This window comes from Erythrobacter sp. MTPC3 (genome assembly GCF_042854385.1).
Classification (GTDB): domain Bacteria; phylum Pseudomonadota; class Alphaproteobacteria; order Sphingomonadales; family Sphingomonadaceae; genus Erythrobacter.
This window is the reverse complement of record NZ_BTGP01000009.1, coordinates 23767-36027: the sequence shown is the minus strand read 5'-3', so window position 1 is coordinate 36027 and position 12261 is coordinate 23767. Positions and strand designations below refer to the sequence as shown.

The window sequence follows — 12261 nt, the reverse complement described above, 5'->3', positions numbered from 1 at the left end:
CAGGAGCACGCGCGATATGTTCACCGGTATTGTCACAGCCATCGGCACCATTTCCAGCATCGAGAAACGCGGCGATACGCGGGTGCGCATCAACGCCCCGCTGGACCCGGCACGCATCGATATCGGCGCGTCCATCGCATGTTCCGGCGTGTGCCTGACCGTCGTCGATCGCGGCGGCAGCGCAGGCGATGCGTGGTTCGATGTCGATGTTTCGGGCGAGACCATTTCGCGCTCCGTTTTCGGGATGTGGAAAGAGGGCCGCCAGATCAATATTGAACCTTCCCTACGCGTCGGAGACGAACTGGGCGGGCACATCGTAACTGGCCATGTCGATGCGGTGGGCGAAGTGGTGATTACAAAACAAGACGGCGATAGCTGGCGCGTGGTCATTCGCGCCCTGCCCAACATGGCGCCCTATATCGCTGAAAAAGGATCAATCACGGTCGACGGCGTATCGCTGACGGTCAACGACGTGCGCGACCAGCCCGACCGCACCTGCGATTTTGCGCTCAACATCATCCCGCATACCGGCGAAGTCACCACGCTCGGCTCGCTGAAGGAAGGGGACCAGGTCAATCTGGAGATCGACGTCCTCGCCCGGTATCTGAAACGGATGCAGGGTTTGGCATTGTAGGCAGCGCCATCGCTTCGTAGGCTTTGTCCGGCGCACGTGGCCGCCGGAGGGCAATATGAAGCTGATACGCACACTCGCGATTTTCATGGCAATGGTCTTGGCGGCCGCCGCGCCGCCTGTGACCGCGCAGGATTATGACGATCTGCTGGAGGTCCATGCGGAGCTGCGCGAATTCATGGTCCCCGGCTTCACGGCAAGTGTAGTGTTGGACAGCGGCGCTCGCGTTGGCGAAGTATACGGCGATGCGCTGATGCAGGAGAAGCTGGCCGGGCTTGATCGGTTCGAGGCCGATCTTGCCGCGTTGGACGTTGCAAACTGGACCCGCGCGCAGCAGGTCGATTATCTAGCCGTCAAATCGCTGCTCAATGGATACCGGTTCAATCTGGAGGTGCTGCGCCCGTGGAAACGCGATCCGGGCTTTTACCTCGATCCATTGATGAAAGTGGCCTTCACCGATCTGTCCGGCAGCGAAGACGATGTCGCCGTCCTGCGCGCCCGCCTGATTGCCGTGCCGCAAATGCTGGATGCCGCGCGCGCTAACCTGACCGAAGTTGCAGGCGATTTTGCCGATCTGGCGCTTCACAACCTCGAAAACAGTGACGGGGTGAACCATTATCACCCCTACCGCGCGGTGCCGCCGCCCGGAATTATTGGCTGGTATGATGACTTGCTTGAACGCAGCCTTACACAGCGCCCGGACCTCGCCCCGGACGTGCGCGCCGCCCGCGATGCGTTGACCGCGTTCAGGGACTGGCTGCGCGCAGACCGCGCCGCCATGACCGCTGCCGCCGGGGTCGGCGCGGCGCGGTATGACTGGTATATCCGCCATGTCCGCATGATCCCGCTGGACGCAGCGACCATGATAACGCTGGCCGAGCGCGAACATGAACGGATGACCGCCGCGCTCGCCCTGCTGCGCCATCGTAATCGCAATGAACCGGAACTCTCCCTTTCCGCCACCGCCGAGGAACAGCGGGCCAAAATCGCTGAGACGGACCAGATCGTGCGCGATTTTCTGGTGCGCGAAGATATCATCACGATCCCCGATTATGTCGGCGCGCTGGGCAGCAACACGCCCTTTATCGAACGCCCAGGCGGCCCCAATTTCTGGGAGCAGATCCAGTTCAGGGACCCGATTCCCGATCACCTGCACGCCGTCATTCCCGGCCACCGTTTCGATGCGGCTGTATCGGCGCGCGATGATCGCCCGATCCGCAGCCAGTACAGCGATGGCGGGCGCGCAGAAGGTTGGGCCACCTATCTGGAAGAGGCGCTGTCGATCACCGGAGCCACCGCGCATTCACCGCGCGCGGATGAATACATGCAAATCTTCGGCATATTCCGCGCCGCCCGCGTCCCCGCCGATGCGCGGATGCAGCAAAATGTCTGGGATGTGCGCGAGGCGGTCGATTACATGAAGGCCAAGACACCGTGGCTCGATGAGGATGTCGCGCGCGTCGATGCGGAGATTTATCTGCGCCGCCCGCCCGGTTACGGCGTCGCCTATACCATCGGCAAATTGCAGATGGATGCGCTGCTGGCGGACCGCGCCGTGCAGCTGGGCGAGGAGTTTTCGCTGCGCGAATTTCACGACCGGTTCCTCGCCAATGGGAGGCTCCCGATTGCGCTGACCCGATATGAAATGACGGGTGAGGCCGATGAGGTCGCGGCGTTCTGGAACACGCCGCCAATTCCGCAGCCATAGCGGTTCTTCGTAGCGGTCAGTGGGCGGGCGCAAACTTTCCTACAGGCTGCAAAACGAATAGCGGCAGGGTTGCTCTTTCCCATTGTCGATCGCCCATTTGCCGCAAACGCGCGCCTTTAAGATGCGCGCACTATGTTGGACAATTGTCACCCAGATCATACAACCACTATTCTGATATATTTCATAAGCTTAAGCCAAAAGGCCACGCATGACACCTGCGCCGATTTGTCACGCGTTCCCAACGGCGCAATGCGCTATGCGAGCGGGCCGGCCTCAAAACCGTCGCGCGTGATTTCGAAGATTTTGTGAAGCACCCGCGCGCCCTGATACCGCGTCAGCTCGGTTCGCCGCGTGCGTTCGGCTCCGATATTTTCAAGCGCGATTTGCGAGCGGTAATTCGTCTCGCCGACGCGGAAATCCACCCGCTCTACAAATTCGAAGGCATGGGCCAGCATCGCCCGTTTCACCTCGGCATTAATGCCCTTGCCCCAATATTTGCGAGCAAGAAACGTCCAACCGATCTCGACCGAGCCGCCCTCGTCCGCGTCATAATCCTGAAAGCGCGAAGATCCGATGATTTCGTCCGTCTGCTTGTCAATGATCGCCAGCGCCCCGCCCTTGGCCAGAGCGTCTTCAAAAAACGCGCGAAACACGTCGACCCGCCAGCGGTCATGCATGGGGTGCTGTTCCCAGATCGCTGGATCACTCGCCACCGCAAACAGCGCGTCCCAATCATCGGGGGTCAGCGGACGGATCAGCAGCCGCTCGTTTTCGAGGACCGGCTGGCGGTTCACGCAGAACCGGTTACGTCCGCCAAGGCGTCCACGAACTTGTCGATGTTGTTCGTGGTGAGGCCCGCAATGTTGATGCGGCCCGATCCGGCCATGTAAATGCCGTGCTTCTCCCGCAGCTCTTTGACCTGATCCTTGCTCACCGGAAGCGTGGAGAAAAGGCCGTTCTGGCGGCCCAGCGGGGTCAGATCGACGCTGCCCGCCGTGCCTGCATCGGCCAGCGCAGCGCGGACCTGCCGCATGCGTTCGCGCATCTGGTCAAGCTCGTCGGTCCACATCGCGGTCAATTTGCTATCCCGCAGGATCAGCCGGACCGCCGCTGCTCCGTGATCGGGCGGCATTGACCAGCTGGCGCGGGCCAGCGCGTTTGCGTTGGTAAACGCCTTGTCCAGCGTCTCCCCGCCATCGGCGAGGATGTAAAACGCGCCCACACGGTCGCGGTACATGCCGAAATTCTTGTCGCAGCTATAGGCGATGAATGCCTCCGGCACCTTGGCCAGAACGCTGCGTAGGCCCGTCACGTCTTCGTCCAGACCGTTGCCAAGGCCGTGATACGCTGTGTCGATAACCGGGAAAATACCGGTTTCCGCGATGGCATCGCCCAGCTTTTCCCAATCCTCTGCCGTGTAATCAATACCGCTCGGATTGTGGCAGCAGCCGTGAAGCAAAATCGCCTCGTCCGGCCCGGCCCCGCGAATTGCCGACAGCGCAGCCTCGACATTGGCGGTGCCATCGGGATTGGCGTGGTCAAACGTTTCGAGGTCGAGCGCAATATCATTGATAATCTGCGCGTGATTGGGCCAGCTTGGCGTGCCCATGTGAAGTTTCTTCAGCCCGGCCTTCTGCGCGAGCGCAAGTGCCAGCCTGACCGCGCCAGTCCCGCCCGGCGTCTGCATCCCGGCGATGCGTCCACCCATCGTCGCGTCCTCGCCGAAAATATACGGCATAAGCGCGTTGACGAAGCCCATGTCGCCTTCCGGCCCGAGATAGCTTTTGGAATCCTGCTCATCAACAAGCTGCTGCTCGGCCGCCTTGATCGAACGGAACACCGGCGTGTCGCCCTGCCCGGTGCGATAGACGCCAACGCCCAGATCAACCTTGTCGGGACGATCATCGGCGGCGTGCATTTTAATGAGCGCGAGCAGCGCGTCGGGCGATTGTTCTTCGAGTCGGTGCAGCATGATGCTCGCCGAATGCCGTGCGAAAGCGTGGGCCGCAACCGCCTTTTGTCAGGTAGTGCCGAATTCGCCCGCTTTTTGCAGTGCGATTATCGGCGATTGTGCAACCTCAGAAGGGCAACCAGCGCTGCTTCTTTGAGAATTTCATGTAGCCCGCATTGATACCCAGACGCACGCCCGCGCCCATGCGGATCGGGATCAGGACGATATCTCCTTTGCGCATGTAGCTCGCATGCACCCCGCCAACCAGATAGGCCTGACCTTCGCCCGCCGGAAAACGTTCAAACAATTCTTCGGTGTCGAAAAGGTTGTAGACGAGCACGAATGTGTTGGCGGCATTTGCGCCCGCATCAAAGCCGACCGACGGACCGGTCCAGTAAACCTTTTTCTCGCCCTCAACCTTGTGAAACAACGTGCCCGAACCGTACCGCGCGCCAACGATGAAGGCGCCGCCAGCTTCACGCCCCACGATATATCCGTTGGGTTCACCCTGTTTGCTGAGCAGGTCCTCGATCATCCGGGCAAGACCCTCGGCCCCCTTGCCAAAGACGCCTTCGGCTGCGCCGATCAGATCGTCTTCCCCGTAAGTGCTGGCCTCATCCACGCTGGAAACAGCGTCTGTCCCATCCGCCGGAGCGGCTGGATCGTAAGCGGGCGCAATGTCTGAAGCGGTGCCGGGTGTGGTGACGACCTCGGCAGGTTCGCTGCTTTCTGCCGGAACAGGCTGCGGGCCGCCGAGCGGCGGCAAGTCAGAGGGCTGACCGGAACGAAGCTCGCCCTGCTGGAGATCGGCGTCGATCGCGCCGCTTTGATCCTGGGCCGAGGAATAGGCCTCGTCAGGGTCGAAACTTTCCATCTCTTGCGCGTGGGCCGGGGAGAATGCGAGCGCCGCAGCGCCGATAGCGGCCGCCACATGGCCTGCCAGTTTCCTGTTCGCTGCGATGATGGTGCGGATGGTCATGGAAATCTTCCTTAAGGCGCGGACCTGATTGCCCGCACATCTCTCCACCGGAAAGAAGACGCGCTATGCCTGCGCACGGCAAGGGGGCGAGCGGCAGAGCGAATCGAAAATGCGGTGAAGCGAATCGCGGGACTAGGCTCACGTGCCTGCCAGCAAGCATCTGAACACAAGCGGAATCGCATAAAGAAAGCCGCGCAAATGCAAAAAGTGTCGCATCCGCGCTTGCCGCTGCGCATAACGCCCATTATAGCGCGCGGCTCGCAGTCCGAAAGCTGACGCGACATGCGGAGACGTGGGTGAGTGGCTGAAACCAGTTCCCTGCTAAGGAACCATACTCTTTAACGGGTATCGAGGGTTCGAATCCCTCCGTCTCCGCCACCTATACCATCCCAAGAGATCCCAGAAAGTCCCTGAAAGCCGCAGAATTCTGCGGTTTTCTGGACTTGCATCGGAATCTCTAGTTCTTATTTTGTTCTAACCCTTCCCACACTTTCTACCCACCATTGTGGGAGCAGATGTGGGAAGAGAACCAGGATGGATGGCTATGAGAAAACTTTCCGCTGCTCAGATTCGAGCTCTCACTAAACCTGGCCGCTACATGGATGGCGATGGCCTATCGCTGCTGCTCACCGCCCCAAAAAAGGGGTATTGGGTGCTGCGCGCGACCATAAACGGGCGCCGAAGGGACATCGGCCAAGGGCCACTAGACTTAGTTACATTGGCTGAAGCCCGCGAACGCGCGATCGACATGCGCCGCGATATTCAGCGAGGCATTGATCCGATCGAAGAGCGCAAGCGCCAGAAAATCGAAATCCTCACGTTCAAGGCCGCTGCCGAGAAGGTCCACTCCGAGCAAAAGGCGGCCTGGAAAAACGGGAAGCATCAGGATCAGTGGATCAATACGCTCGAAACCTATGCTTTTCCCAAGCTCGGCGACCGGCTCGTAAATGACATCGAGGGCCCACTCATCCGAGAAGTGCTCCTCGACATCTGGCTGGAAAAGCCAGAGACAGCTCGCCGCGTAAAGCAACGGATCGGCGTTGTGCTCGATTGGGCCTATGCAAACGGAATGCGCGCGACCGAAGCGCCGATGCGCTCGCTGAGTCGTGCGCTGCCACGGCAGCCCAAGCAGGACGGCCATTTCGCTGCGATGCCCTATGAGGATGTCCCAACTTTCTTGAAGCATCTGCACAAGCGAACGAGTGTCGCACGGCTCGGGCTTGAGTTCCTGATCCTGACTGCCTCTCGATCGGGCGAAGTGCGGGGTGCTAAATGGGCGGAGATCAATCTGGACGCAAAACTCTGGACTGTCCCAGCGGAGCGTATGAAGGTCGGCAAGGAACATGTGGTCCCGCTGACCGATGCGGCAATCGACGTGCTCGAACGTGCCAGACCTTACTACGCTGAATGCAGCGATCTGGTCTTCCCCGGTCGCAACGTCTTGCGCCCGATGTCCGACATGACGCTGCTCAAGATCCTCCGATATGCAAAACTGCCCTTCACCGTGCACGGCTTTCGATCTGCATTCCGAGATTGGGCGGCGGAGAAAACCAGCTATCCTGGCGAGGTCGCGGAAGCGGCGCTAGCGCACTCGGTCAGCAACAAAGTGGAAGCGGCCTATCGCCGTACCAACTATTTGGACAAGCGGCGTGAGCTGATGCGCGAATGGTCAGACTTCTGCGTCGGAAGGTGAATAAGCACTCGCGAAAGCACGGCGGCATTGCGCCCCATCCCGGTCATTCGAGTAGTCACGATTTTCGCCCAAAAGCTGCCGTTGGTTCAGACTAGCGTCGATGGCAGCTATGCGCCCCAATAGCGGCCATAAAGTCAGGCGAGGACACGCTTGAAAGCTGCCGTTCCAAAGTTTCGTCTGATTGAGGAAAATAAGCCTTCAATCGCAATAGGTCGAAAAATTTTCTTCGCGATGCGTCTTGGTCGCTGAAGTGAGGCGCATGAAATCCTCGTTAAGTTCGGCTTTGCCGTATCGTGACCGTGCACGAATTAAGTTGCTCCTTCATTATGACTTTCGGATGAGCACCACCCCAGCAATCACAAGCGCGCCGCCAGCCAGAAGCCAGGATTGATCGACAAGCAACGCGCTAGCTATGATCAATGCGGCAGCTAGAGGGCCTTTCAAGGACTGACGCTCATTGCGAAGTCCAGCGAGCTGCTCGATACTGAGCGGATCGAGCTGAACCGGCACATATCCTGACTTTGCGATCGAGTTCGCAGTGGCAAGTATGTCGGGCAAGGACGCCGACAAACCCAGCAGCTGACCGCGAAGTCTCTTCAAACCCGACCGAGCGCTGCCGAGCGAGAACCGCTCGGCGAGAAGCTCCGTGATGATCGGCCGGGTCTCTTCGGCGATGTTGTAGTCCGGTGCCAGCGATCGGACGAAGCCCTCTGCAGTCAACAAGGTACGCAGAAGAATGGCCAGATCAGGTGGCAGAACCAGTCGATAATCCCGCAACAGGTCGAAAGCGCGGGAAAAAATCTGCGAGAACTCGATGCCAGATAGCACGGTCCCCCTGAACTCTCCGATCAACTGATCCAGATCCACCGCGAGCGCATCGCGATCCACCTTCGGCTCCCCCGCCCATGCGAGCAGGACATTCGCGACATCGCTGGTTTCCTCACCAGCGATCGCAAGGACGAGGCGGACGATCTCGTCGCGCCTGGCCTTGGTGAGCGTCCCGACCGATCCAAAGTCGATGAAGCCGACATCCTGCTCGCCGATCATGAAGACGTTACCGGGATGGGGGTCGCCGTGAAATTCGCCGTTCAGGATGATCATCCGCAGGACAGCGTTGGCATAGCTTTTAGCGAAAGCCGCCACCCGCGGGTCGCCCGATGGGCTGCCCAGCGAAGACGCGGGCCTGCCGTACAGGCGTTCCTGAACGTTCACCCGCAGCCCGGTCAGTTCCCAATGGATGGCCGGGGACCTGACGCCGATGGTATCGAGATATGCGCCGATCCGCTCGCAGGCTCGGGATTCCGCAGCGAGGTCCATCTCCCAGGCAAGATTGCGGCCGAAGGTCCGCAGAAACTCGACTGGCCGGTAACGCGCGATGTCCGGCGACCGTGCTTCCACGATCCCGGCAAGGCGTATAAGGAGGCGCACATCAGCCTCCATCCGAGCGGCAGTGCCTGGCCGCCGAACCTTCACGATGACCTCGCTTCCGTCCCGCAGTCTGGCGGAATAGGTTTGCGCTATGGAGGCAGAGGCCAAAGGCTTTTCGTCGAACTGCGCAAAGTCGCTCCGCCAGTCCTCACCCCAGCTTGAAGCAAGTACGGGCTCGATATCTGCGAAGGGCACTGACGACACCTGATCGTGCAGGGTTGAGAATGCCGTGATCCAGTGTTCGGTAAACAGATCGCTTCGGGTGGCGAGGAGTTGCCCCAGCTTTATGCCGACTGGCCCGATGTCACGGAGGAACGCCACAACTGCAGCCGGATGAAATTCGCGAGGATCGATGACATTGCTCGAAGAGGGAATAAATCCGAGGGCTCCGGCGAGATTCTTCGCGCCGTGCCTCATTAGGATTTGGCCGATCTCCGCGGCGCGAGCGATGCTGCTGATAGGCTTTTCCGGGGGCGATGCCATGATTTTACTCAGCCTCGGCCCGGAGTTGGTCCAGATTTTCCGATACCCTTTCAAGAGTCTGCTGCAACGTTTGCTTCTCGTCGGCGGCAATGTCGCGCCAAAGCAGACCATGAAGCCTATCCGCGGAGCCTCTCAGTTCGGGCAGCAGATCGTCAAGCTGCTCCGTGAGGATGAGCTGCCACGCTCGCCGATCCGTCTCAGCTCGAAGCCTTTTCATCAGCCCGCGTGCGCAAAGACCTGCAACCGCCAGGCCGATGGTCGCCGATTCCAGTTCCAGTTTCTTGGCGATTTCAGCCTGCGTAAGGGCAGGATCGCGAAGAAGTTGTCCGATGATCCTCCACTGTGTCTGATTGAGACCGATCCTGGCGACCCTCGCATCGTACACTCTGCGCGCGCCGCGACTGATCTCGTCCATAAGATAGAGAATGCGGTCATCATCGGTGATGACCTTCTGCCGACGCTGAGACCGTGACATGGTATCTGGTTTTTCATCCATAGCGCTGTGTAGTCGGATAGCCTCGGATGCCCAAATGCAAACTGCTAAATGCCTTTACTATCTGACTCACGGCTCATAGGGCGCGAGACGCGTTCACCTTTTACTGAGGCTGCCGAAAGAGTCAGATGACCGATAACTCCAACCAACCGGAGCAGGAGGGCACAACCCCAACGAAACCGCAATCGCGGCGTGGCTTGCGCATCGTGCTAATCATCGTTGGTCTTGCCGTGCTGCTTGGCGGGATCTGGTGGTACTACCGGCACGTAACCTACGGACAGTACATGCAGACGACCGATAACGCCTATGTCGCTGCCGACAGCGTCGTTATCTCTTCCAAGGTAGCGGGATACGTCGAAGAGGTCTTCGTGGGGGAGAACGAGCAGGTTGCTCGCGGCGGAGCCCTCGTACAACTGGATCTGCGGGATTATCAGGCGCAAGCGCAACAGGCGCGCGCACAGATCGCTGCGACCCTGGCCGGTGCCGACACAATCCGTTCTCAGGTAGCCGAACAGGATGCAGCCATTCGCCAGGCGCGGGGCCAACTCGCCGCCGCGCGCGCAGCACTGGACCTCGCGAACGACCAGGTGGCGCGATATCGGCCCCTTGCCGCGACAGGAGCCGAACCGCGGGAAAAGCTAGACCAGTATGAGGCGCAGGCGCGGCAAGCGCGGGCCGAACTCGTCGCCGCGCAGGCGGCGGTGGCTGCCGCGACCGCGCGCCGAGGGACCCTGTTCGAGCAGATCAACCAGACCCAGGCGCAGGCGGACGCTGCTCGCGCTCAGCTGGAAACAGCCGACCTTACGGTTGAATCGACCTTGCTGCGCGCCAGCAAGGCCGGCCGCGTCGGCGATCTCTCGGTGAGGGTGGGCCAGTTCGTGCAACCGGGTCAACGTTTGATGACGGTGGTTCCGGTGAGGGCGATCTACGTGACGGCAAACTTCAAGGAAACGCAGGTCGGCCTGATCCGGGCCGGCCAAAGCGTCAGGCTCGAAGTTGACGCCCTACCCGACCTTGAGATCGCGGGACGAGTGGTCAGCATATCGCCGGGAACGGGCGCGGAATTTTCCATCCTCCCCCCCGAAAATGCCACCGGCAACTTTACCAAGATCGTTCAACGGATACCCGTCCGCATCGGTATCGATGCTCCCCCTGAAGTGCGGCGTCTGCTCGTTCCCGGCATGTCGGTAGTGGCTACGGTCGACACCCGGAATGCTGCCGGCGAATTGGAAGAGATCTCGAGTCGGACTCAATGACCGAGATACTGGCAGCGCAGGACACTTCGATCGGGCCGGCCGGGGGCCGAAAGAACGCAGACGTGACTGCCTGGGTCGCTGTGGCCGCGGGCGCGCTTGGCGCCATGCTCGCGACGCTGGACATATCAATCGTCAATTCCGCACTCCCCGTCATTCAGGGCGAGATCGGTGCCACAGGCGCCGAAGGCACCTGGATTGCTACGTCATTTCTCGTTGCTGAAATCGTCGTCATTCCGCTGAGCGCTTGGCTCGAACGGCTGTTCGGTCTGCGAACCCTCCTCATCATCGCGGTTAGCGCGTTCACCGCATTTTCGGTGCTATGCGGGATTGCAACCGACCTTACGACCATGATCATCGGCCGAACGGGTCAGGGATTCACGGGCGGAGTCCTCATTCCGACCGCAATGACTATTGTGGCTAAACGATTACCGCCGCACCAACAGCCAATCGGAATGGCCCTGTTCGGCATGACTGTGGTTCTTGGCCCCGTGATGGGGCCATTGATCGGCGGCTGGCTGACCGAGAACCTGAGCTGGCACTATGCCTTTTTCGTCAATGTGCCAGTCTGCGCAATCCTGCTGCTCTTGCTGTTTATCGGGCTGCCTCACGAGAAGCCCAAGTGGGAATATCTCACGGACGCCGATTGGGCTGGCATTCTCGGGCTGATCCTCGGACTGGGCGGTCTGACTGTTGTACTCGAGGAAGGGCACCGTGAGGAATGGTTCGAGTCCTCACTCATTCGCTGGCTAACGGTGGTGACCATTATCGGCTTTGCCTGTTTGATTTACGGACAGGTGAAGGCACGCAAGCCAGTCTTGAAGTTGCAGCTCCTGTTCAATCGACAGTTCGCCAGCGTCGCGATCATGGCGCTCGCCCTGGGCGTGGTGATGTATGGTTCGACCTATGTCATTCCGCAGTTTCTGGCGATCATCTCTGACTATAATGCTTTTCAGACGGGACTGGTCATCTTCTGGATGGGTGTCCCGGCCTTTCTCCTGATGCCGGTTCTGCCCCTGATGATCCGCAAGGTGGACATCCGCATTGCCGTCGGCACCGGAATGCTGCTGATGGCGATCAGCTGCTTTGTCAGCACGAGTCTGACCGCCGAATCCGGCGGCGCTGTCTTCACTGAAAGTCAGCTTATCCGCGGGGCCGGAATGATACTTGCGATGATGTTCCTGAATCAGGCAACGGTTGCGTCGGTGGCCAAGGAAGACGCGGGCGATGCCTCGGGCATTTTCAACGCGGCCCGCAATCTTGGCGGATCATTCGCCCTCTCGGCCCTCGCTTCGTTCCAGGACCAGCGAATTTGGCACCATACGAGGCGCATGGAAGAAACGCTGAATGCGAACAGCGTTTCGCTGCAGACCTATCTCGACGGACTGGCGCGAAGCTTGGGCGATATGGAACGAGCGATGGCGGCACTCGGCGGCACTCTCCAGCGCGAAGCGTTCATCATGACCTACAATGATGTCTTTCTGGTGATGGGACTTCTCACACTCGCGACAGTCCCGCTTGTTCTGTTCCTCAAGCCGCTTCCGGAAAATGTCTCCCTTTCGATGCACTGAGCCCGAGATTATGCGCCACTTGCTACCTCCGATTATCACTATCGCCTTGCTAGCTGGATGCACGGCTGGGC

The 12261-nt window shown here is 59.9% G+C and carries 10 protein-coding genes and 1 tRNA gene; 6 read left to right on the top strand and 5 right to left on the bottom strand.

The window, feature by feature from the left end:
- The first annotated feature begins 16 nt into the window (after nt 1-16).
- Nucleotides 17-634, top strand: coding sequence for a riboflavin synthase (locus tag ACGHU1_RS12725; RefSeq protein WP_390587476.1), 618 nt, complete (start codon nt 17-19; stop codon nt 632-634).
- A 55-nt stretch (nt 635-689) separates the two neighbouring features.
- Nucleotides 690-2339 carry a DUF885 family protein gene (locus ACGHU1_RS12720; RefSeq protein ID WP_390587474.1) on the top strand — a complete coding sequence of 550 codons (1650 nt, stop codon included), beginning with the start codon at nt 690-692 and terminating at the stop codon, nt 2337-2339.
- 254 nt (nt 2340-2593) lie between these two features.
- Here the strand turns inward: ACGHU1_RS12720 and ACGHU1_RS12715 are convergent, their stop codons facing one another.
- The 3 genes from ACGHU1_RS12715 to ACGHU1_RS12705 all read right to left on the bottom strand — a co-directional run bounded on the left by ACGHU1_RS12715 (nt 2594) and on the right by ACGHU1_RS12705 (nt 5269).
- Nucleotides 2594-3133 (bottom strand): GNAT family N-acetyltransferase, encoded by a 540-nt coding sequence (locus ACGHU1_RS12715; RefSeq protein WP_390587473.1) that lies wholly within the window; start codon nt 3131-3133, stop codon nt 2594-2596.
- A complete protein-coding gene (locus tag ACGHU1_RS12710) occupies nt 3130-4311 on the bottom strand; it encodes an aromatic amino acid transaminase (RefSeq protein WP_390587470.1) in 1182 nt (393 codons plus the stop codon). Before ACGHU1_RS12710 ends, ACGHU1_RS12715 begins: the two co-directional genes overlap by 4 nt.
- Nucleotides 4312-4417: 106 nt before the next feature.
- Nucleotides 4418-5269 carry a DUF1134 domain-containing protein gene (locus ACGHU1_RS12705; protein WP_390587468.1) on the bottom strand — a complete coding sequence of 284 codons (852 nt, stop codon included), beginning with the start codon at nt 5267-5269 and terminating at the stop codon, nt 4418-4420.
- Nucleotides 5270-5555: 286 nt separating this feature from the next.
- On the opposite strand from ACGHU1_RS12705, the gene ACGHU1_RS12700 reads away from it, so the two are divergent.
- Nucleotides 5556-5647, top strand: a tRNA-Ser gene (locus ACGHU1_RS12700).
- A 160-nt stretch (nt 5648-5807) separates the two neighbouring features.
- Nucleotides 5808-6962: a tyrosine-type recombinase/integrase gene (locus tag ACGHU1_RS12695; protein ID WP_390587465.1), complete on the top strand. Its 1155-nt coding sequence runs from the start codon at nt 5808-5810 to the stop codon at nt 6960-6962.
- A 324-nt stretch (nt 6963-7286) separates the two neighbouring features.
- Here ACGHU1_RS12695 and ACGHU1_RS12690 read toward each other — a convergent pair whose 3' ends face one another.
- Nucleotides 7287-8711, bottom strand: coding sequence for an AarF/ABC1/UbiB kinase family protein (locus tag ACGHU1_RS12690; protein WP_234029455.1), 1425 nt, complete (start codon nt 8709-8711; stop codon nt 7287-7289).
- A gap of 166 nt (nt 8712-8877) precedes the next feature.
- Nucleotides 8878-9288, bottom strand: a complete 411-nt coding sequence (locus ACGHU1_RS12685; protein ID WP_390587727.1) for a MarR family winged helix-turn-helix transcriptional regulator — start codon at nt 9286-9288, stop codon at nt 8878-8880.
- A 206-nt stretch (nt 9289-9494) separates the two neighbouring features.
- On the opposite strand from ACGHU1_RS12685, the gene ACGHU1_RS12680 reads away from it, so the two are divergent.
- Complete coding sequence (locus tag ACGHU1_RS12680; protein WP_061926347.1) at nt 9495-10622, top strand: HlyD family secretion protein; 1128 nt, start codon at nt 9495-9497, stop codon at nt 10620-10622.
- Complete coding sequence (locus ACGHU1_RS12675) at nt 10619-12190, top strand: MDR family MFS transporter (protein ID WP_390587461.1); 1572 nt, start codon at nt 10619-10621, stop codon at nt 12188-12190. The genes ACGHU1_RS12680 and ACGHU1_RS12675 overlap by 4 nt, the downstream gene beginning before the upstream one ends.
- The last annotated feature ends 71 nt before the right edge of the window (nt 12191-12261 follow it).

Coding starts and splice junctions, on each gene's coding strand:
- ACGHU1_RS12725 (WP_390587476.1), top strand. CDS start 17: ATGTTCACCGGTATTGTCACAGCCATCGGCACCATTTCCAGCATCGAG.
- ACGHU1_RS12720 (WP_390587474.1), top strand. CDS start 690: ATGAAGCTGATACGCACACTCGCGATTTTCATGGCAATGGTCTTGGCG.
- ACGHU1_RS12695 (WP_390587465.1), top strand. CDS start 5,808: ATGGCTATGAGAAAACTTTCCGCTGCTCAGATTCGAGCTCTCACTAAA.
- ACGHU1_RS12680 (WP_061926347.1), top strand. CDS start 9,495: ATGACCGATAACTCCAACCAACCGGAGCAGGAGGGCACAACCCCAACG.
- ACGHU1_RS12675 (WP_390587461.1), top strand. CDS start 10,619: ATGACCGAGATACTGGCAGCGCAGGACACTTCGATCGGGCCGGCCGGG.
- ACGHU1_RS12705 (WP_390587468.1), bottom strand. CDS start 5,269: ATGACCATCCGCACCATCATCGCAGCGAACAGGAAACTGGCAGGCCAT.
- ACGHU1_RS12710 (WP_390587470.1), bottom strand. CDS start 4,311: ATGCTGCACCGACTCGAAGAACAATCGCCCGACGCGCTGCTCGCGCTC.
- ACGHU1_RS12685 (WP_390587727.1), bottom strand. CDS start 9,288: ATGGACGAGATCAGTCGCGGCGCGCGCAGAGTGTACGATGCGAGGGTC.